Source organism: Rheinheimera pleomorphica (assembly GCF_011634895.1).
Classification (GTDB): Bacteria; Pseudomonadota; Gammaproteobacteria; order Enterobacterales; family Alteromonadaceae; genus Alishewanella; species Alishewanella pleomorphica.
Genome location: NZ_SIRR01000008.1, coordinates 754,331 through 774,232, shown reverse-complemented (window position 1 = coordinate 774,232; position 19,902 = coordinate 754,331). Strand labels below are relative to the sequence as shown.

Annotated in this window: 15 protein-coding genes; 5 read left to right on the top strand and 10 right to left on the bottom strand. The window is 53.4% G+C overall.

The window, feature by feature from the left end:
- Positions 1-181: 181 nt before the first annotated feature.
- From EYB30_RS12665 to rapA, 3 genes are all read right to left on the bottom strand, one after another.
- On the bottom strand, positions 182-1,276 hold the full coding sequence (locus EYB30_RS12665) for an OmpA family protein (protein WP_166839264.1): 1,095 nt from the start codon (positions 1,274-1,276) through the stop codon (positions 182-184).
- Between the two features lie 167 nt (positions 1,277-1,443).
- Entirely contained in the window at positions 1,444-2,100 is a 657-nt protein-coding gene (locus tag EYB30_RS12660; RefSeq protein ID WP_166839263.1) for an RluA family pseudouridine synthase, read from the bottom strand.
- Positions 2,100-5,003 carry an RNA polymerase-associated protein RapA gene (gene rapA / locus EYB30_RS12655; RefSeq protein ID WP_166839262.1) on the bottom strand — a complete coding sequence of 968 codons (2,904 nt, stop codon included), beginning with the start codon at positions 5,001-5,003 and terminating at the stop codon, positions 2,100-2,102. Before rapA ends, EYB30_RS12660 begins: the two co-directional genes overlap by 1 nt.
- A 239-nt stretch (positions 5,004-5,242) precedes the next feature.
- On the opposite strand from rapA, the gene EYB30_RS12650 reads away from it, so the two are divergent.
- Both EYB30_RS12650 and EYB30_RS12645 read left to right on the top strand, forming a co-directional pair.
- Positions 5,243-6,634, top strand: a complete 1,392-nt coding sequence (locus EYB30_RS12650; RefSeq protein WP_166839261.1) for a PhoH family protein — start codon at positions 5,243-5,245, stop codon at positions 6,632-6,634.
- Between the two features lie 101 nt (positions 6,635-6,735).
- Positions 6,736-7,806, top strand: coding sequence for a hypothetical protein (locus EYB30_RS12645; RefSeq protein WP_166839260.1), 1,071 nt, complete (start codon positions 6,736-6,738; stop codon positions 7,804-7,806).
- On the opposite strand, the gene EYB30_RS12640 is transcribed toward EYB30_RS12645, so the two are convergent.
- Together EYB30_RS12640 and EYB30_RS12635 are read right to left on the bottom strand one after the other, a co-directional pair.
- On the bottom strand, positions 7,798-8,718 hold the full coding sequence (locus EYB30_RS12640; protein ID WP_166839259.1) for a hypothetical protein: 921 nt from the start codon (positions 8,716-8,718) through the stop codon (positions 7,798-7,800). The genes EYB30_RS12645 and EYB30_RS12640 overlap by 9 nt on opposite strands.
- Positions 8,719-9,372 carry a choice-of-anchor H family protein gene (locus tag EYB30_RS12635; RefSeq protein WP_166839258.1) on the bottom strand — a complete coding sequence of 218 codons (654 nt, stop codon included), beginning with the start codon at positions 9,370-9,372 and terminating at the stop codon, positions 8,719-8,721. It lies immediately after the preceding gene.
- 85 nt (positions 9,373-9,457) lie between these two features.
- On the opposite strand from EYB30_RS12635, the gene EYB30_RS12630 reads away from it, so the two are divergent.
- The gene (locus EYB30_RS12630) at positions 9,458-10,288 is read left to right on the top strand and encodes an RluA family pseudouridine synthase (protein WP_166839257.1); all 831 of its coding nucleotides are present in this window, start codon (positions 9,458-9,460) and stop codon (positions 10,286-10,288) included.
- Here EYB30_RS12630 and EYB30_RS12625 read toward each other — a convergent pair.
- Positions 10,280-12,298 carry a tetratricopeptide repeat protein gene (locus EYB30_RS12625; RefSeq protein ID WP_166839256.1) on the bottom strand — a complete coding sequence of 673 codons (2,019 nt, stop codon included), beginning with the start codon at positions 12,296-12,298 and terminating at the stop codon, positions 10,280-10,282. The genes EYB30_RS12630 and EYB30_RS12625 overlap by 9 nt on opposite strands.
- Before the next feature lie 58 nt (positions 12,299-12,356).
- Positions 12,357-13,319 carry a D-2-hydroxyacid dehydrogenase gene (locus tag EYB30_RS12620; protein ID WP_166839255.1) on the bottom strand — a complete coding sequence of 321 codons (963 nt, stop codon included), beginning with the start codon at positions 13,317-13,319 and terminating at the stop codon, positions 12,357-12,359.
- A gap of 139 nt (positions 13,320-13,458) precedes the next feature.
- Between EYB30_RS12620 and EYB30_RS12615 the strand changes: the two genes are divergently transcribed.
- Complete coding sequence (locus EYB30_RS12615) at positions 13,459-13,686, top strand: DUF2798 domain-containing protein (protein WP_166839254.1); 228 nt, start codon at positions 13,459-13,461, stop codon at positions 13,684-13,686.
- Between the two features lie 17 nt (positions 13,687-13,703).
- On the opposite strand, the gene EYB30_RS12610 is transcribed toward EYB30_RS12615, so the two are convergent.
- Genes EYB30_RS12610 through EYB30_RS12600 form a run of 3 tightly spaced genes read right to left on the bottom strand, consistent with a single transcriptional unit; the run spans position 13,704 to position 17,295 of the window.
- A complete protein-coding gene (locus EYB30_RS12610; RefSeq protein ID WP_166839253.1) occupies positions 13,704-14,132 on the bottom strand; it encodes a group I truncated hemoglobin in 429 nt (142 codons plus the stop codon).
- The gene (locus EYB30_RS12605) at positions 14,132-14,965 is read right to left on the bottom strand and encodes a DUF3034 family protein (RefSeq protein WP_166839252.1); all 834 of its coding nucleotides are present in this window, start codon (positions 14,963-14,965) and stop codon (positions 14,132-14,134) included. The genes EYB30_RS12610 and EYB30_RS12605 overlap by 1 nt, the downstream gene beginning before the upstream one ends.
- A complete protein-coding gene (locus EYB30_RS12600; protein WP_241698022.1) occupies positions 14,962-17,295 on the bottom strand; it encodes an EAL domain-containing protein in 2,334 nt (777 codons plus the stop codon). The genes EYB30_RS12605 and EYB30_RS12600 overlap by 4 nt, the downstream gene beginning before the upstream one ends.
- Positions 17,296-17,555: 260 nt before the next feature.
- Between EYB30_RS12600 and EYB30_RS12595 the strand changes: the two genes are divergently transcribed.
- Complete coding sequence (locus tag EYB30_RS12595; RefSeq protein WP_166839250.1) at positions 17,556-19,826, top strand: patatin-like phospholipase family protein; 2,271 nt, start codon at positions 17,556-17,558, stop codon at positions 19,824-19,826.
- Positions 19,827-19,902 lie beyond the last annotated feature (76 nt).

The window sequence follows — 19,902 nt, the reverse complement described above, 5'->3', positions numbered from 1 at the left end:
TCCATGCTGTGACGTTGCGGTTAATTTTAACAGACTCGCTGATATATCACGGTGGCAAGACTGGCACACCAGAATCGCATGCTAGCACAGCTTATTTTAATCGCGTAGCGTTAATATCGATGTTGCCGGCGGATAATAAAAAAGCCGCTGATTTGCAGCGGCTTTTTTTACACTGGTACGATTAACGTAATACAGGCTCTTTAATTTTCGCGGTGACTTTAGCTTCTATGCGCTGGTTAGCCGCGTGTGCCTCAGCGGTGTTACCTTCAACGCGGGGGCGGGTTACACCATAACCTACCGCGGTAATACGCGACGCTGCAATATTAAATTCCTGCTTCAGCATGTCGGCAACGGCATTGGCACGACGCTCAGATAAGCGCATGTTGTATGCCGGATTACCGGTGTTAGACGCATGACCTTCAATCATCACTGTTGATTCAGTGAAGCGCTGCATAAAAGCGCCCAGGTTTTCTACGTCAGAGCGCTGGCTCTGTGGTACAACGGCAGAGTCAAATGGGAAGCGTACTTCGATATCGATATCACCAACGCCGGCCATTTTCTCTTCATAAATTGTACAGCCGGTCGCATCCACTTTATGGATTGCCGGGGTGTCTGCACAGCGGTCCATGCTATCAACAACGCCGTCAGCATCTGAATCTACCGGGGCTGCCTGAACAGGGACCGGCGCAGGCGCGGGGGCTGGTGCAGGTGCTGGCGCTGGCGCAGCTTTTGCTGCTGCGGTGCCGAACACATAGGTCATGCCCAGTTTAATACCGGCATCACCATATGATTCATCAATGCCCTGATAACGGTTGGCTTCAGCAAATAACGCAAAGTTTTGATTGAAGAAATGTTTATAGCCCACACCCAGATTTAACGCTGTGGTATTTTGTACCGCATCAAAACGTTTTAAACCACCCACTAAGTAAACAGAAGACATGCTGGGCAGATGATACATTGCATCTATACCAATACGGTTGCCGTCAGCGTCAGAGCCATCCAGTTTTGATTTTAAATCCAGTTTGGCAAATTCAGCGCGCAGTGCCCAATTTTCTGTCAGGTAATAACCCAGTTCAACGCCGTAGCCCCAGTCTTTTTCCATGTAGTTCCAGGCGGCAGATTCCGTTTTATCGGTATCCGGCATGTAATACTCACCGAACACTGAGCCGAAAACACGCTCTTTCAGATCAGCCGAGCTGACAGTGTCGGCAACCACAGCACTGCTTAACAACGGAAGTGCAGCTGCGACAGCTAAAAACGTTTTATTCAGTTTCATCCATATCTCCTTAGACTCACAAAACACTTTAATTGCACATTATTCAATATGCCCATTACAGTGTGTTATTTAAAAAGTAGCGCAGTTTAATTAATTAACAACATAATATGGCAATGATATACCAGCTAAATGAACCTTGGGTTAATATAAAAGTGACTTTTTTATGATTAGAACGGACAAGCGGCTGTGCAGTGAAATAGGGTGCCGCTGACAGGGTGAATAAACTGCAGCTGCTCGGCATGCAGCTGCAGACGATTGGCTGCGTTGAATGCCGCAGCAGTAGCATAAAACTTATCACCCAGGATCGGATGCCCCAGCCATTGTAAATGTACCCTTAGCTGGTGCGAACGGCCGGTAACCGGTATCAGTTTTAACCGGCTGCTGTGCTTGTCGCGGCTTAGCACCTGATAATGCGTCAGTGAGGCTTTGCCATGCTGATAGCACACTTTTTGTTTTGGCCGGTTCGGCCAGTCACAAATAAGGGGTAAATCAATACTGCCGTAATCTGCGCTAACCAGACCGCTGACCCGGGCAATATAGTGCTTTTGCGTTTGCCGTTGCTGGAATTGCCGGTTCAGCTGGCGTTGGCTATCTGCACTTAGCGCCATTACCACTATACCCGAGGTCGCCATATCCAGCCGGTGCACTACACGCACCCCCGGCCAGACCAAACGAGCCCGGTATTCCAGGCTGTCTTTATGCTCTGGCGCTTTGCCGGGTACTGTTAACAGGCCGCTGGGTTTATTAAATACCACCAGCGCATCATCCTGATACAAAATATCCAGATAAGGTGAGGTGGGCGGCGCATAATGCAGTAAGCTCATTAATCGTGACTAACCACAATCAGTCTGATGGCATCAAGCTTCAGTCTGGCTTTGCTAATGTACTCCGTCAGCTGTTGCAGCTTGTGCTGCAGTGCGTCGATTTCATCCTGGCGTACCGACGGGTTAATCCGGCGCAGTGCAGACAGGCGCTGTTGTTGTTCAGTTAACGCCCGGGTTGCCCGTTGTTGCGCATCTTGCAACAGGGCGGGTAACTGTTGTTCTGCCTGGGTGGTGGCTTTGCCAAGCAGCGGGTGCACCGCAGTTTGCAGGGCGCCGGCCAGTTTACTGCCAGTCTGGCGGCCAATAGGCTTTAACTGCTTGTTTAGCTGTTCGAAGCTGACTTTGGCCGACAAATTATTGCCACTTTTATCCAGTAACAGCCGGATAGGCGTTGCCGGCAAATAACGCTGTATCTGCAGCGCCTGTGGCGCGCTGGCTTCAACAATAAAGTTAAGTTCCAGCAGATAACTGCCCAGTGGCAGCGCTTTATTGGCCAGTATCGCAACCGAGCTGCTGCCTTGTGGTTCAGTCGTTAGAATATCCAGGGTACCGCGTACCATAGGGTGGTCCCAGCTTAGCAGCTGAATGTCTTCCTCGGCCAGTGCAGTTGCGCGGTCGAAGGTGATGGTTACGCCTTCATCACCCAGCCAGGGGTAGCTGCCCTGCATCTGTTCAGACGGTTTGAGGATAATACTGGTATCACTGCGGTCTTCCTGATCAATACCCAGCATATCCCAGGCTTTAAACATCAGCATCGGCAGGGCGGTGTCGTTATCCTGAGCGGCCAGCTGTGCCGCCAGGGTTTTGGCTGGCACCCCGCCGCCGGAATTGATTTCCAACAGTTGATCGCGGCCTTGCTCCAGTTGTTGTTTCAGCTGCTGGTTCAGTGCCTTTGTATCGCTAATCAGCTGTGCCAGGGCGCTGCTGTCCGGCTGCGGCTGGGCCAGCAGCGGTAATAGCCGCGGCGCAAAGTGTTCAAATACGCTACGGCCGGTCTGGCAAGTATGTTCCAGCGCATCCAAGCCCTGATGATACCAGTCCAGCAACATTTGCTGGGCATGATTCACAAAGTGCGGCAGGTGCAGCTGAATATCGGCGCCCTGGCCAATGCGGTCAAGCCGGCCAATGCGTTGTTCCAGCAAGTCCGGGTTTAATGGCAGGTCAAATAACACTAAATGATGGGCGAACTGGAAATTACGGCCTTCACTGCCAATCTCTGAGCACAGTAATAACTGAGCGCTGTATTCGTCCTGGGCAAAGTAGGCCGCGGCTTTATCACGCTCCAGAATAGTCATGCCTTCATGGAATACGGCGGCGCGGATGCCTTCGCGCAGCCGCACCGCTTCTTCCAGGGCAATAGCGGTTTCAGCGCGGGCACAGATCAGTAAAAACTTGTCATGTTTATGCTGTTTTAACAGCGCAATAAGCTGCTCTACCCGTGGGTCAAATTGCCACCAGGTGCTTTGCGCATCCAGTTGCTGCAATACCTGCTCCGGAAACAGGTTGGCAGTAAGGCGTTCTGCTTCAGACAGGGTCGGGTTTAAACTAAAGTGCACTTTTAGCGCATTTTGGTATTGCTCTGGCAATGCTAAGGGCAGCAGATTAGCCTGACGTTTAGGGAAGCCTTTAACGCTGGCGCGGCTGTTACGGAATAAAATACGGCCAGTGCCGTGGCGGTCCAGCAACTGGCTGAGTAACTGCTGTTGCGCTTGTTGTTGCAGCTCACTATCATCGCTTTGCAGAGCACTCAACTCAGCGCTGATATCCGTTTCGTTCAATGCCTGGCGCAGGGCGGCCGTTTGCCCGGCGTCTAAGGTTTCCAAGTGCAGCAGCGGCCGGGCGAGTGCGGCGATATGCTGGTAGCTTTGTTCTTCTTGCAAAAAGGCGCTGTAACTGTGAAAACGGGCCGGGTCGAGCAGTTTTAACCGGGCGAAGTGGCTTTCGTGGCCGAGTTGGTCCGGGGTGGCGGTGAGCAAAATTAAACCTGCGGTATTGGCCGCCAGCGTGCTGATACGCTGATACTCTTCGCTCGGTGCCTGTTCGCTCCATTGCAGGTGGTGAGCCTCATCCACCACCAGTAAATCCCATTGGCTGTCACAGGCAAACTGGTGCCAGCGTGGTTGGTTTTTCAAAAACGACAAACTGCACAGTACCAGTTGTTCGGTGTCAAACGGGTTGGCGTTATCCAGCAGCGCTTGCTCGCAACGCTCTTGATCAAAGACGGCAAAATGCAGATTAAAGCGGCGCAGCATTTCTACCAGCCACTGGTGTTGCAGTGAATCCGGCACCACGATCAGTACCCGGCTGGCCAGGCCGCTAATTAATTGCTGATGAATAATTAAGCCGGCCTCAATGGTTTTACCCAGGCCCACTTCATCAGCCAGCAGCACGCGTGGCGCATGGCGCTGCGCCACTTCATTGGCAATATGCAATTGGTGCGGAATTAAGCTGACCCGGCCGCCGCTTAAACCGCGCAGCGGATTTTGTTGCTGCTGGTGCAGATGCTGCCAGGCCTGGTAGCGCAGGGTAAACCAGTCAAAACGATCAATCTGGCCGGCAAACAGGCGGTCTTGCGGCTGGTTAAAGCTGATAAAGTGATCAAGAAAGGTTTCGCGCAGCTCAACATAGCTGCCGTCATCCAGCCGGCTGCCGCAATACACCAGATTGTCGTGTTGTTGCTTAATGGCACTGACCAGCAGCTTAAAACCATCCGCACTGGCAATTTCATCGCCGATATTAAATTGCACCCGGGTTAATGGCGCTTCCGCCTGAGCATACAACCGGGTTTCACCGCTGGCTGGAAACAGTAGGGTTAAATGCCGGCCTTCCAGCGCCACTATGGTGCCTAGCCCTAAATCGGATTCTGTGTCACTTATCCAGCGTTGTCCCAGTGCAAACGTCATCTTGTACCCTTCAGCTAATTTGGGGGCGCTATGGTACTAGGAATCTGCGCCTGCTGCATCCGGAATTACAGCTAAATTTGCGCTGCTGTTGTGTCATCAAATTGCCATACCACCACGGCACTGTAGTTGAAGCGCGGCTATGCAAATGTCAGCAAAAGCGCAGGCAAAGTATAGCAGTTGCACTATGCTTAGTTTACGGCGCAGGTAACAGGCCTGCGCCAGGCGAAGAGGAGAGCCGTATGGCGCGAAGAAAAAGTAAAGAAAAGAAAATCTACGTACTCGACACCAACATTCTGCTACACGAACCTTTTGCCTTCCTGAACTTTCAAGAACACGACGTGGTAATACCGATGACGGTGTTGGAAGAACTGGACCATATTAAAGACCGCAATAAAGACGTTAGCCGCGATGCCCGGGTTGCCATTCGGGCATTGGAAGATGTGCTAAAAGATGCCTCACCAGAGCAAATGTTACAGGGCGTCGCGATGCCGCGCTCGGGCGAGCAGAAACCGGGCGGCCATTTATTTATTGTTAATGATCATCATATTACTGATGAAATACCCGGCCTGCCCGGCGGTGAAAATGACCACCTTATTATTAATACCGCGCTATATTTGCAGCGGGAAAAAAGCCCGATCAAGGTAATATTGGTTACCAAAGACATTAATATGCGGCTGAAAGCCAAAGGCGCCGGCTTAAAGCTGGTAGAAGATTACCGTACCGATCAGCTGATTGATGATGTGCGCTTTTTATATAAAGGCTATTACAAATTTCCCGGTGATTTTTGGAGCCAGGTGGGGGAATGCCGCAGTGAAAATGAAGGCCGGGAAACCTTTCACTATGTTAACCGCAGCGTGTTACCCAATGCCTATATCAACGAATACCTGATTGACGAAGCCGAAGGCTTTGCCGGTAAGGTGACGGCCATTACCGACAAAGAAATCCGCATTCTGGACTTTGGCTACGAGCGCTTAATGCATCGGCATGCCTGGGGTATACATCCGAAAAATATTTATCAGGCCATGGCGCTGCAGGCGCTGCTGGACCCGAACATGGATCTGGTGATCCTGACCGGGCCGGCCGGTTGTGGCAAAACCCTAATCGCGCTGGCGGCGGCACTGGAGCTGGTGATTGAAAAAGGCGTATACGACAAGGTAATTGTTACCCGCAACACGCCGGAGATTGCCGAATCGATAGGGTTTTTACCCGGTACTGAAGAAGAAAAAATGGCGCCCTGGCTGGCCGCGATCACCGACTCACTGGAAGTGCTGCACAAAACCGATGAACACCCGCATGCCAGCGTCAATTACATTATGGAGAAAGCCAATATTCAGTTTAAGTCGGTTAACTTTATGCGTGGCCGCAGCATTCAAAATGCCATTGTTATTCTGGACGAGTGCCAAAATTTAAGCGCCGCCCAGTTAAAAACCATTATTACCCGCTGCGGAGAAGGCACAAAGCTGATATGCTCTGGTAATCTTTCACAAATTGATAGCAATTATTTAACGGCGGTCACCTCCGGGCTGACCTATATTGTTGAGCGTTTTAAAAACTTTGAAGGCAGTACTACCATCAACCTCAATGGGGTGGTGCGCAGCCGGTTAGCCTCGTTTGCGGAAGCTAATCTGTAAGCTGCTAATCTGAATGGCCTGGTTGATTAATTTGCATCGTCAACTAGGCTTTCTTGGCCATTGTTTACGTCAAATCCATTAGGGTGTGCAAAAGGAGTTGCATGAAAAATCCGGTTTATTATGAATATCGCCGTACTGCAGTGTTTGGCACAGTGCTGCTGTTACTGTTAGCCAGCCTGGGGGCAACACTGCATTATCTGCGCAGTGTTGAGGCGAGAGTGACGCAAACCAAGCAGCGCTTACTGGCGGTGAGTAATCAGCTGGATGCTGAATTTGCCCCTGTACTGGCATTTGGTGAAGCCGTACGCCGCGCAGCACTGGCAAAACTGACGCTAACCCTGCAGGCTGTGCCGAATGAGACACTGTTACCGCTGCTGCAGTTAAACAGTGGCCAGACGGTGCAGGTCAGGGTCGTGGCGGCGGATGGGACTACCCAACCGGAGCTGATGATGCTGTATCAGTTGCAACCCTATTTTGAGCTGGCACAACAGGCTCAACCTCATCTGGTAGGGATGTATTATATCTCTGAGCAGGGGTTTGTTTACAACGGCCAGCCCAAGTGGTCTGATTATATTGCTGATCAGCTGTTGCAGTGGCATGAAAATACCGGCACTGAGCCGTCCTACGAGCGTGAGCTGGTGTTTTATAGTGAGTTCTTATCACAGCAAGCCGCCGTTAGCCTGCCATTGTATGCCGATGATAAAAAACTTGGCCGTTTTGTGTTTGCCCTGGCGTTGCAACCGATGCTGGCACCTATGTATCAGCAACACGCCAATACCGAGTTTATGCTGCTGGATCAGTCCGGCGAGGTCATTAGCAGTTCTACGTCGTCAGCGCTGCAAAGTATTAATGAGCATCTGCTGCAAATTCAGCGGCTGCGTACCATGCCCTGGTCGCTGGGGCTGTTGGAACAAAAAACCAGCCTGTTTGCTGCCGGTCTGGCCGATTTTATCTGGCACTGGCTTAGCTATGCCACTTTAATGTTACTGCTGTTGCTGGCGCTGCAATATCGTTACCGGCGCCGTACCTTATCACCGCTTAACCGTTTGCTGATCCATATAGATCGGCTGGAGCAAGGCCAGTTACAGGGTGTACGTCATGTGCCGTCGGGCTGGGCCGAGGTGTTTGACAAGATCGCCAGGCTGGTAAAGCTGACAAAAACCTCAGAGTAACCGATAAGCAAACTGAGCGTTGTGGGTGTAAATGCGGTACTCCGGGCTGATTTGCCCCGGAGCCAGCAGTGCCGGCCCCGTTGGGTCAAGCAGCAGATATTCACGACCGTCTAAGGTTACGCTGCTGTCATCGGCTTGCAACGGTAAGTGTGCCGCCAGCATGGCATGTTGCGGCAGATAAATAATCGCCAGTTTTACATCCGGTAATAACATTCTGATTAATGCGGCCAACAACACGGTTTTACTGTCACAATCGCCGCGGTTTTCCTGCAGTAGCTTTAGCGGTGGGCTGAAACTGGCACCGGCAGAGCGTTGGCGGTCAGATAAATCCTGATACGGAATTTGTTGCAACCAGTGGCTGATATAAGCCAGCGACTGGCGTAGCGTCATGTTAACTAACTTGGGGTGCAGGGCGTTGGCTACCGGCAACAGCGCTGTCAGGCTGTCCTGCATCAGACGCTGATGGTCCGGTACGATCACCTGCTCGCCCCAGGGTAAACCGAGTTGGTAATAATATTCCCGCTGTAGATAGGCGTCAGTTTGCTGTTGCAGGAGTTGTTGGAGTTCGCTATCCAGCTGTGCGGCCAGCTCTGTCGGCGCCTGTAGCCGGTAGCGCAGTACCGTGTTACCGGGCAGGCGGCTAAGTTTGGCCGTGGGGTAGCGGGCAACATGTGCCCGCAGATCGCGCCACAGATATTGCTGTAACAATGCCGCTTTAAACGCCCGGAACTGACGGAAATGATTGTTCAGGCTGGCGTTATCAATATTAAACGCCAACTGCTGCGGCGCACCGGCAATATCAAACTGATAACGGAATAGTAGTTGAGCGTCCTGTTGCTGCAGTTGCAGGCGCAGCGGCGCCGCACTCAAAGGTAGTGCCAGGCAGCATAACATCAGCAGCAAGCTTCTCATTTAACCCCGCACGCGGTAATAGCGACCCAAGCCAAACACTAAGCATAATGCCAGCAGGCTTAAGATGCCAGTACCCCCGGCGGCTACGGCGACAGTGGTACTGCTGTTGACATGGCGATCCCGGTTTACGTCTTCCAGCGCCAGTAAATCCAGGTTTGCATCGTCAAAACCAGACAGCTCGGCCAGCAGGTAGCCGGTGTCTGCATCGTACAGCCGTACCGTCAGTAAGTACTCATCGGCGGCAAACTGACTTTGCAGCACTGTATCTATCGCCAGCCAATCATCGGCGCTTTGCCGGTACAGTTCAAAAATGCTGCTGGTGTAAAAAACACGTTCGTCGCCATAGCTGGGCAGTAAACTGAATTCGGCAAATACCGGCTGATAGTGCTCGCTGGTGTCGGCATCAAGCTCAATTTCCAGGCGGTGGTAATAGCCATTAGCGTTGCGATCGCCGCTGAGATGCAGGCTAATACTATGAAACCAAACATGGCTCTGGTAGCCCTGACTGCTCACAACAGCGCTTTTATTGTGTTTCAGGCTGATAGCTGCAGTAGAGTGTGTTTCGTTAGTAATGGCAATGCTGTCATTGGCCTGGCCCGGTAATGACACAACACAACATAGTATGCCCGCTAGCAGTAGGTTGATTTTTTTCATAACGGTATCTCCGGTTGCTTTGATACTATTACAGGCTGGCGGGATGAATTTTGGCTGAACTTCAACGTAAAGGATGTGTAAAGCAATGAAACTGGTACGCACGGTGGTGGCGCAACACAGCATAACGGCTATTGATTTGCTCAGTCAGGCGGTGCCGGAATTGTCCAAAGGCCGCTTAAAAGATGCGATGAGCAAAGGCGCGGTATTGCTGGGCACTAAGCCACAAAAGCGGCTGCGCCGTGCACAAACCCTGTTGCAAAATGGCCAGCAACTGGTGCTGCATTATGATGATGATTTACTTAGTCGTAGCTGTGACGCACCAGTGTTGTTGAGCGACCAGCAACACTATAGTGTCTGGTTTAAACCTGCCGCTATGTTGTCTCAAGGCAATGAGTGGGGCGATCATTTGTCGTTGCTGCGTGCAGCAGAGCAGCATTTTGCGGCTAAACGTCAGGTGTTTTTACTGCACCGGCTGGACCGCGAGGCCAGCGGCATCATGCTGATTGCGCACACTAAAGCGATGGCGGCCGCTTTTAGTAAACTGATCGCGGCGCAGCAAATAGATAAGCGTTACCTGATCCGGGTTAAAGGCCAGTTGCCGGACAGTTTATTACAGCAAGGTGAGCTAACCTTGCCGCTGGATGGTAAAGCTTGCCGTACCCAATTTAGCCTACGCCAGTTGGATAGCAGCAGCGGCCAAAGCTGGCTGGATATTAAGCTGATTAGCGGCCGCAAGCATCAAATCCGCCGGCATTTTGCCGCTGCCGGTTATCCGGTAATGGGCGATCCGCAATATGGCCAGCACAATAAAGATAGCGCCGGTCTGGCGCTGCAAGCGGTTAGCCTGGCGTTTACCTGCCCGAAAACCGGCAAAGCCATGCAGTTTAGCGTACCGCAGCAGCTACAATTACAGTAGGTTGTCGGCAGCCGTTGCTGCCAGTGTCTGGTTATTGCATTGCAGCTGTATGCTGCCAAGCCGGATCGCGTTGAGTAAATCTTGCCGCACCGCTGTGCTGCCCCACTCACAGGCTCTGGGGTGGGTACTGTGCAGTGTTGCCAGCCAGAGTTTGTCTACTGCCGGCTGGCTCTGGCATAAGGCCCAGCTTAGCCAGAGAGCTTCGCGCAGTGCGGTAAGCTCATGGCTGTGCCAGGGTTTGTCCAGCAGCTGTGCCAGCGGCAATTGTAAGCTGAGTAAGTGTTGTTCGCTTAGTGCCGCAGGCAGCTGTCGCCGTAAGCGGTGGGCCAGTTCCTGTTGCAGCTTGTTGACATCGCCCGCGTCAGAATACACTGCCAGCCAGAGTACATCCTGATCGACACAGCTGCTGTGTAAGGCGCTGCTATCGAGTTGCTGTAAGAACTTTTGCAACAGCCGCTGGATCTGCTGCTCGCCAAAGCGCAGCTTCAGTGCCTGGCTCTGTGTCGGTGTAAAGGCCAGCAAACTCAGAGGCTGATGGTTGCTCTGTTGCAGGCGCTGACAAAAATGTTGCCAGTGGCTGCTGTGCAATAACGGCAATGGGCTTTGCGCCCGGTAGCGCCGGCGCTGCCACATCAGGCTTAGCGGCAGTGCTAACAGCACAATGAGTAAGGCCAGCAGCACTCCTTTAGTCTGGCTTTGTTGTTGCTGTAACTGCTGCTGTAACGCCGCCAGTTCTGTTTGCCATTGGTTCGCTGTTGCGGCCTGCTGCAGCCCCTGATTAATAATACCAAGCTGAAAAGTGTTCTGCTCAGACAGCTGGTTTAGCCGCAAAGTATTGGCTTGCTGCAAACTGTCATAAGCCTGTGACCACTGTTGCTGTTGGGCAAACAGCCGGGCGGCCAACTCATGAAAACGTAACTGCAGGTAGACTGCCGCTTGTGGTATTTGGTCGCGCAGCTGCTGCAACAAATGGCTGGCAAGCGTCTGTTCGCCGCGTTGCAAGTATAGCTCTGCCAGCGCCAGCTCAGTTTCCTGCAGGTAAGTTTGCACATTTTGCTGGCGGAACAGCTGCTGCGCGGCATTAAAATGCTGTAGTGCCAGCTCTGGCTGTTGTTGCAACACGGCCAACCGGCCCAGCCCAAGAGTGGCAATGCCAACACGCAGTAAGTCTTCCTGCTGCCGGGCAAGTTGCAGGGCTTCGGTAAGATGCTGTTCGGCTTGTGTCGCGGTCGCGGCATCTTCCAGATAGGTTTCACCGATGTAAATCAGCGTATAAGTGTAGCTGGCCTGGCGCTGCAGTTGCTGAAAACGTTGCTTTGCCAGTAGCAGGTGCTCCAACGCCTGGTTATGGTCTTCAATTTTGCGATACGCCATGCCCAAACGCAGATGAATAGAGGCCAGCGCTTCATCGTCCTGTAACCGGCTGGCCAGTGTCAAAGCCTGATTCAGGTGCTGGTAGGCTTCGCCATATGCATTGTTCTGTAGCGTTAAGCGTCCCAGTGTAATGCGGGCTTTTAGTTCAGCTTCGGCATTTTGTTGTTTTATCGCCAGCGCCAGGCTGCGCTGCGCATAAGGCAAAGCGCGCGGAATATTGCCCAACTGATTATAGGCCTGGGCAAAGCTTTGCAGTACATCGCTGTATAGCTCCAGACTGAGGCGATCTTCGCTGTGCTGCAACAGATGTTCCGCTTGCTCTAGCTGGGTAATAGCAATGGCGGTATCACGGTATAAAATGCCGTAAATCTGTGCTTTTAGTAAGTAAGCATAAGCTTTTGCATAGGGCTGGGCGGCGCTGTCCAGCGCTTTACCGGCGGCGTCCATGGCCACTTCTTTGTTACGCAGCCGCAACTGGGCTTCGGCCAGCACCAGATAGTCTTCGGTACTGAGGGTAGTGGCCGGTAACGACAATAATTGGTTACTGACTTGTTCAGGCTCGCTGTTAGCCTGCGTCAGCCGCTGCTGCAGGGATTGCGCTTGGGCTGTAACGCTGCTTAAAAGCAATATAAACAATAAGATAGCTGGGCGCATAATGGTGTGTGAGATCATTTTTTCGCAGTGTACCGGTTATTCACAGCGCGGGCCAGACCTGATGCGGTATCTGGCCGCGTAAAAAGGCGTCAATGTTGTCTTTCAGTTGCAATACCATGCGCTGACGCGCCTCGGTGCTGGCCCAGGCCATATGCGGCGTAATAATCAATTGCGGTAGCCTGGCCTGAATTAATGCATTGTCGGCCGATGGCGGCTCTTGCGTCAGAACGTCGAGTGCGGCGCCGCCCAGCTGGCCCTGCTGCAGTGCTTGCAATAATGCCACTTCGTCAATAAGGCCACCGCGGGCGGTGTTGATCAGCAAGGCACCGGGTTTCATCGCGGCAAACACATCCTGGTTGAACAAGCGGTCGGTTTGTGGCGTCAGCGGACAATGCAGTGATACCACATCAGCCTGTGCCAGCGCGGTAAAGAACGGCGTGCGTCCGTCGCGGCAGTGTAATGCGCCGGGGTGTTCGGCTATCAGCAGCTGCATGCCAAAAGCCTGTGCCAGCCTGGCTGTCGCGCGGCCTAGGGCCCCGTAGCCGACTATCAGCATCGTCTTGCCGGCCAGCTCAAACACCGGGTAGTCCAGCAGGCAAAAATGCGGGCTCTGGCTCCAGCGTCCGGCCAGTACGGCGTCGTGATATTGCCGCACCTTATTGCTCAGCTGTAGCAACAAGGCAAATACCTGTTGCGGTACTGCAGTGTCGGCATAGCCTCGTACGTTACACACGGCGATTCCAAGTTGCTTAGCGGCGTTAAGATCAACGTTGTTTACGCCGGTGGCGGCGACACAAATCAGTTTCAGCTGCCGCAGTTGCGACAGTGTGCAGCCATCCAGCACCACCTTGTTGACAATGGCGATGTCGGCCTGCTGCAACCGCGCTACTATGGCTGAGCTTTCGGTATGCTCATAGCAGGTTAGCGGGTGAGCTGCGGTATTCAGTGCACTCAGGTCGGCATCCCCCATCGAGGCTGCATCGAGAAAAACAGTGTGTAGCATATCCGGTCCTGTATTTACGTTATGCCGCGTTATAACAGCGCTTGGGCGCGGCGTAAATGGCTGTGCGGCAGAACTATGCTAAAGTCGCAGTATTGCGCTGTTGCATGGCTGGCAGCGGCACTTTGTTAGGAGTTTTTTGATGTTTCCACAGCGTTTTCAACCGGTGTTGTTTGCTTTTATTATGTCTGGCTTTATGGCGTTTCTGATGTCCGGTATTTTAACCTTTATTAATCTGGGCTGGTTTGACGCTTTTTTTGCGGCCTGGTTAAAAGCGTACTTGTATGCCCACGGCTGCGCTTTCCCGCTGGTGTTTATTTTTGCCCCGTTAAGCCGCAAACTGAGCGTCAAACTGACGCAACCACGCTAACCGTTGCCAAGGGGCCATTAGCGGTAGCTGATATCTTTATACATTGGTGCCAGCAGTGCCAGTAGCTGGTTTTGTGCACTGATACTGATATTTTGCTGCTGCATTACCTTTATCAGCCCTTCTACCAAAGCATCATAATCGGCCAGGCTAATATTAAAACCGGTATGGCTTTGTTGCATGGTGCCGCCGCTGTATACGCAGGGCCCGCCGCTAAGGTCACACAATTGCTCGGCCAGCAGGCGTCGAAAGCGGGCAATGTCGGTGTCGGCAAAGTGGTGCACTATGCGGTGGTCATGCTCAATTTCGTGTAGTAAGCCATCGGTAATCGCCTCGATGCCCGCTGCCCCGCCCAACTGCTGATACAGGCTGGGGCTATTGGTTTGGCTGCAGCCGCTTAACAGTAAAGCTGATAGCAGTATTACGGTTAACTTGGTACTGAATGACATTACCAGGCTCCTTCTACTGACAGGTAATAACCTTGCTGTTGGTCGAGCCCGGCAATGCTGCCCAGATCGGCAAAACCGGCCACCAGCGACAGGTGTTTGTTGACGAACCAGGCGGCAAAGATGTCTCGCCAGTGTTGCTCGTTAGCAAAGGCCAGCTGGTTGGGTTTTTGTTTAAACTCGACACCCAGTGCCAGATTGTAATTAAGCAACACGACGGCCGAACCTTCAAATACAAACTGATAGCTGTTATCACCGGCTGTTCCAAAACCGAGCAGACCGGTCTGGTTGGCCCGGGTGGCGCGCAGGGTGGCATTTAGCAGCACATTGCGGCCGGCCACTTGATTAAACAGCACTTTACTGGCGGCCAGATAAAAATCCAGCCCACTGTCATTGTGGGCGCCAACCGCCTGTGGCAGGGCAAAGTCGCGCTGTTTTTTGTATTGCAGCCCCAGGCTAAACTGCGGCAGCGCGGTGTATAACAGCTCGCCGGCCAGGTGGTATTTCATGCCAAATACGTCCTGGCGTAACTGGCCGCCCAGGGTATCCAGTTTGAAGCTTTGCCGGGCAAAGGACCACTCCCAGCGATTATCATAACTGACACTGGCCCCTTGCACCTTAAGGGTAAAGTCATCCACGCCGACCTGGCTGGCAAAAGCGGTGGCGCCCCATTCGTCACTGCTGGCATAGCCATTGAGCACCGCCCAGGGCACTATGCCGCCGCCGGCACTGCCTTCAATGCTGCTGGCACCGCCGGTGGCAATAATTCTGCTGCCCGCCTGGCAGGCGGTGCTGGCCAGTAAGCAGGCCAGTGGCAATAACACCTTTAATGTCATGCGGTACTCTCCGTGGCAAACCAATGCTGTTGCTGGCGGTTAAATTGTTCAAGCCACAGACTGAATTGCCCGGCTTGCAGCGGTTTGGAAAAATAATAGCCTTGCACGGTATCGCATTGACATTGCAGCAGCTGAGTCAGGCCCGCGCGCTGCTCCAGGCCTTCGGCGGTAACACTGAACCCCAGGCTGTGCGCCAGCTGGGTGGTGGCCGCTACAATCAGTGCATCATTGCTGTTGTGTTCAATATCTTTGACAAAGGCGCGGTCAATCTTCACTTCGTGAACCGGCAGTTGTTTTAAGTAGGCTAAAGAGGACTGGCCGGTACCAAAATCATCTATTGCCAGCGTAATACCCAGTGCTTTTAGCTTGCTCAGTTGCTGAATGACGGTAGCAGCGTCCTGCATAATAGCGCTTTCGGTTATTTCCAGCGCCAGTGCTGTCGCCGGTAACTGCTGCTGGCTGAGTAACCGGCTAATGTTGTCACACAGTAGCGGGTTAAGTAAGTCGACTACCGACAGGTTCACCGCGACCTTTAGCTGCACGCCCTGCTGCCACCAGCGCGCTGTCTGGCAGATCACCTGTTGCAGCATCCAGTCGGTGATCAGGCCAATATTACCGGCATGTTCGGCCAGCATAATAAACTGGTCCGGTGCGACAAAGCCCAGTTGCGGGTGTTGCCAGCGGATCAGGGCCTCAGCGCTGATACAACGCTGCTGGCGAATATCCACTTTGGGCTGGTACACCACGTAAAACTGGCCCTGTTGTAACGCTGCCGGTAAATCACGGATCAGTTGCAGCTCACGCTGATGGCTTTCATCCTGGCCCATCTGGTAGATGGCAATGCGTTGTGGCAGGCGGCGGGCATTATCCAGCGCAATATCACTGCGGCGCAGCGCGTCATTCACGCTATGCTGGCCTTGGGTAAAATGATAAACACCGGCGCAGAACTTCAGGCTGATTAACGAATCATCCAACGGATACGGCTCGGCCAGCAACGTCAGTTTGGCTTGCACTTCGGCTATCGTCAGGGCTTTGCCATACACCAGTAAAAACTCGTCGCCCCCGAGGCGGGCTAACAGTAGCGGCGAGGGTTGCACCTGCTGCACCTGCTGCATCTGTTGCAGACGCTGCGCCAGCTGCACTAATAATTGATCAGCATGGCTAAACCCCAGTACATCGTTCAGGTGTTTAAATTGCTGGATATTAATTTGCAGCAGACTGCCATTTTGTTGCGCCAGAATCTGCGGCAACAAACGCTCTATGGCGGCCCGGTTATACAGGCCGGTCAGCGAGTCGTGTTCAGCGTTATGTAATAATTGCTGCTCGCGCTGGCGGATATTAATCTGCATGGTATGTAAGGTGGTGCCGAGCAGGCCAATTTCATCACTGCCGCCGCCAGGTGGCGCATCGTCATAGCCCTGACCCACCCGGCGGGCAAACTGGCTCAGTGCGTCCAGTGGCCGGCTAATGCTGCGGGCAAATATCACCGCGACTAATATTGCCAGTGACAAAGCCGCGCCAAAGATCAGCAGTAACTGGCGGCGAAACTGTTGGTAACTGCTAAGCCAACGCTGGTTCGGCAGGTGTTGCACTGCCCAGAGTTGCTGCTGTTTGTCCAGCGCAACGGCAACGGAGATATAGTCCTGCTCGGGGTTACTTTGCGCCTCGTTGGCATGCAGCACTAATTGCGGTAACAGCAGTGGCAATTTTTGCTGATGGCTAAGATCCAGTGTTGAGCTGTGCAATACCGGCGTGTTATCCGGGCGGGTAACAAAACTCAGATCGAGCCCGGTAATGCTTTTTATTTTTGCGGCCAGTGGCGCATCCAACGGAAACCCCATGCCTGCCCAGGCAATCAGATTGGGCGCGCTTACCGGTGCCAATACCAGCTGATAGGGCTGACCATTTAGCGTAATAATATCGGCGACCGTAGCGCTGGTATTACCGATCTGGCTAAACAATGGCTGAATATCGGCAATGTTAATTTGCATGTCTGAACTGGCCAGCAGCTCACCTTGTGGTGATAGCAATAACATCAGGTTGGCGTTAATGCGGCTGCCGTGGTTTTGCAGCACTGACTCTATGGTTTCCTGCTCGGCGGTGGCCACGGCGCGGCGAAAGCCAAAATCAGCAGCCAGTATGCGTACGCTGTCGCTGAGCTGCTCGGCACGAATGTCCAGCGCCTGGCGCAGTACCTTAGTGGCAACGTTAAGAATGTCTGCAGCCTGAGCTTCACTGTCACGTTTCATGCTGGTAAGGGTGGCCAGGCCGGTGGCCAGTGCCAGCAGGCTTAACAGCAAAACAAAGATGGCAATCAGCCTGACACGCAACGACCTAAATCCCATGCATTAGCTACCCAAGCCGCGCTTGGCCGTGCTAGCGCCAACAGCCCATACAATTGCGCGCTGGCTGTTGCGCTGTACCACAGCGCTAAAGCAACATAGTATAAACAGTGCGAACATCGCCGAAGCGCTAAACAGTGCCATATCCGGTATCGCGCAGGAAATTTTATTAACAATAGCAATAAGCCAGCACAGCCTCAAATCTAATATGCTGTTAGTGCAGTGACAATGAGACGGACCGACACAAAATGAAGACAGGCTTAAGATGGCTACTGCCCTTACTGCTGACACTGGGCAGCGCTGCGGCGGCAAACGCCAGTGATATATGCCAGCAAGCCCGGACCCAGCAACGGCCCTGTGTTGCGCTGGTACTGGGCGGCGGCGGTGCCCGCGGTGGCGCCCATTTGGGCGTAATAGAGCAGTTAGAGCGGCAACAGATCCCAATCGATCTGGTGGTCGGCACCAGTATCGGCGCCTTTATCGGTGGCCTCTATGCCAGTGGCCACAGTGCCGCCGACATTGCGCAGCGGTTGGAAAAAACGCCCTGGGCCGCCGGTTTTCGCGACCGGGTATACCGCGATGAAATGCCGCTGCGGCGCAAACAGCAAACGGATGATTTTCCGATAAACCTTGATTTGGGCGTATCAGCGCAAGGGTTAAGGTTACCCAAAGGCATTTTAAGTGGCCAGGCACTGGCCGAAATCCTGCACAGTACCTTTGGTGCCTTTGCTAACCTGACCCATTTTGACCAGCTACCAGTGCCCTTTCGTGCCGTCGCCACTGACTTATTAACCCAGCAGGAGGTGATCCTGGCTGATGGCAGCCTGGTGCAAGCGGTACAGGCCTCGATGAGTATTCCCGGTGTCGTACGGCCGCTGGAAATTAACGGCAAGTTGCTGGTTGATGGTGGTGTAGTGAACAATTTACCTATCAGTGTCGCCAGACAGCTGGGGGTTGACCGCATTATTGCTGTCAGTATCGACTCCCCGCTACTCAGACGCGAGCAGATAGAATCGGCATTTAGTATTACCGAGCAGCTGACCAGCTTTTTGGTGCGGGCCGGAGTGCAGCAGCAATTGCAGCTGCTGACTGAGCAAGACTTGCTGTTGCAGCCGGATCTGGTCGAAATAGGTACGCTGGATTTTGAGCAAATCGACCAGGCCATTGTCTCGGGCCGGCAAAGTGCGCTGCGCTTTGTGCAGGCACTGGCCGATTTTAGTCAGCCGCAGCGCATTTATCGCGACTGGTTCAGCCGCTTTAGCCAGCAACATCAGCCAGGTATTACCATAGACCGTATCGCACTGGAAAACCGCTCCCGCCTCAGTGATCAGCTGTTGTTAGACCGGCTACAGCTGCGCGCCGGTGATGTCTATACCGAACGCAGTATCCGCCGTGGCCTACGCCAGATGTACGGCCTGGACACCTTTGAACGCATCACCCAGCAATTGACCGTTGACGAGTACGGCGACACCCTGCTCAGGGTAACCGCAGAGGAAAAAAGCTGGGGCCCGGGGTACCTGAACTTCAGGCTGATGTTTGAAGATGATTTTCGCAGTAACCACCAATATCAGCTGGCTGCGGCATACAGCCGCACTAATTTGTCGCCCTGGGGGGCTGAATGGCATGCCGAACTGGCGCTGGGCAGCGACAAGTACCTGCAGAGTGAGCTGTACTGGCCGCTGGCTGACAGCGGGCTTTATCTGGAAGGCCAGTACCGGCACCGGCGCGATGTGCAGGCACTGCAGGACTTACAGCAGCTTTCGGCCGGTGAGCTGAAAAATCTCGAGCACGCCGTTCAGTTTAATACCGGCTGGAATATCTCTGATCATGCCCGGCTGCAACTGGGCTGGACCTGGCGTGATGGCCGTTATCAGCTGCCCAGTGTTTATGCGGCACAATTGCAAACCGCTGAAGTGGATTATATCCGTCGCGGGCCGCTGGCTGAGCTGGTGTGGGACACGTTAAACAGCCGCAGTTTTCCAACCCGGGGCATTCGTCTGGCCAGCAGTTACCGCTTTCTACGTGATACAGCCTTGGGGGAGTCTGTTGACAGTACCAGCAGCAGTACCGAGCTGCTGGCCGCCAAAAGCTGGCAGCAACACACCCTGCGCACGCGCTGGCGTTTTGATCATTACAATGCCAGTAGTGACGCTACCTTTGCGCTGGAACAATTTAGCCTGGGTGGTTTTTTAAACCTGTCCGGCTACCCGGCGGATTCACTGTTTGGCAGCCAGATCCAGTTTGGTAGCCTGGTGTATCTGTACCGGCTGAACGAGCAGAAAATATCGTTTATTAATGCGCCCTTGTATCTGGGCACCTCAGTAGAGCGCGGCCGGGTGCGCAAAGATGTGTTCGGGGCTTCCGGTGGTACCGATGCCACCGACTGGTTATGGGCTGGCAGTGTGTTTCTCGGCTGGGACACGCCGCTGGGGCCGCTGTATTTTGGCGTCGGCATGGCCGAGCAGGACGCCGCGCGCTACTCTGATGCGGTTTATCTGTCGTTTGGTAAAAGTTACTAGCAGTACAGTTGCTGCGACCTGGCGTGATAAACAAAGGCGACACCCAGGTTGAACTTCAGCCGGCGCGCCCACACTA

Bases quoted from the DNA above. Each gene is read 5' to 3' on its own strand.
- EYB30_RS12665 (WP_166839264.1), bottom strand. From the start codon at position 1,276: ATGAAACTGAATAAAACGTTTTTAGCTGTCGCAGCTGCACTTCCGTTG.
- EYB30_RS12660 (WP_166839263.1), bottom strand. From the start codon at position 2,100: ATGAGCTTACTGCATTATGCGCCGCCCACCTCACCTTATCTGGATATT.
- rapA (WP_166839262.1), bottom strand. From the start codon at position 5,003: ATGACGTTTGCACTGGGACAACGCTGGATAAGTGACACAGAATCCGAT.
- EYB30_RS12650 (WP_166839261.1), top strand. From the start codon at position 5,243: ATGGCGCGAAGAAAAAGTAAAGAAAAGAAAATCTACGTACTCGACACC.
- EYB30_RS12645 (WP_166839260.1), top strand. From the start codon at position 6,736: ATGAAAAATCCGGTTTATTATGAATATCGCCGTACTGCAGTGTTTGGC.
- EYB30_RS12640 (WP_166839259.1), bottom strand. From the start codon at position 8,718: ATGAGAAGCTTGCTGCTGATGTTATGCTGCCTGGCACTACCTTTGAGT.
- EYB30_RS12635 (WP_166839258.1), bottom strand. From the start codon at position 9,372: ATGAAAAAAATCAACCTACTGCTAGCGGGCATACTATGTTGTGTTGTG.
- EYB30_RS12630 (WP_166839257.1), top strand. From the start codon at position 9,458: ATGAAACTGGTACGCACGGTGGTGGCGCAACACAGCATAACGGCTATT.
- EYB30_RS12620 (WP_166839255.1), bottom strand. From the start codon at position 13,319: ATGCTACACACTGTTTTTCTCGATGCAGCCTCGATGGGGGATGCCGAC.
- EYB30_RS12615 (WP_166839254.1), top strand. From the start codon at position 13,459: ATGTTTCCACAGCGTTTTCAACCGGTGTTGTTTGCTTTTATTATGTCT.
- EYB30_RS12610 (WP_166839253.1), bottom strand. From the start codon at position 14,132: ATGTCATTCAGTACCAAGTTAACCGTAATACTGCTATCAGCTTTACTG.
- EYB30_RS12605 (WP_166839252.1), bottom strand. From the start codon at position 14,965: ATGACATTAAAGGTGTTATTGCCACTGGCCTGCTTACTGGCCAGCACC.
- EYB30_RS12595 (WP_166839250.1), top strand. From the start codon at position 17,556: ATGAAGACAGGCTTAAGATGGCTACTGCCCTTACTGCTGACACTGGGC.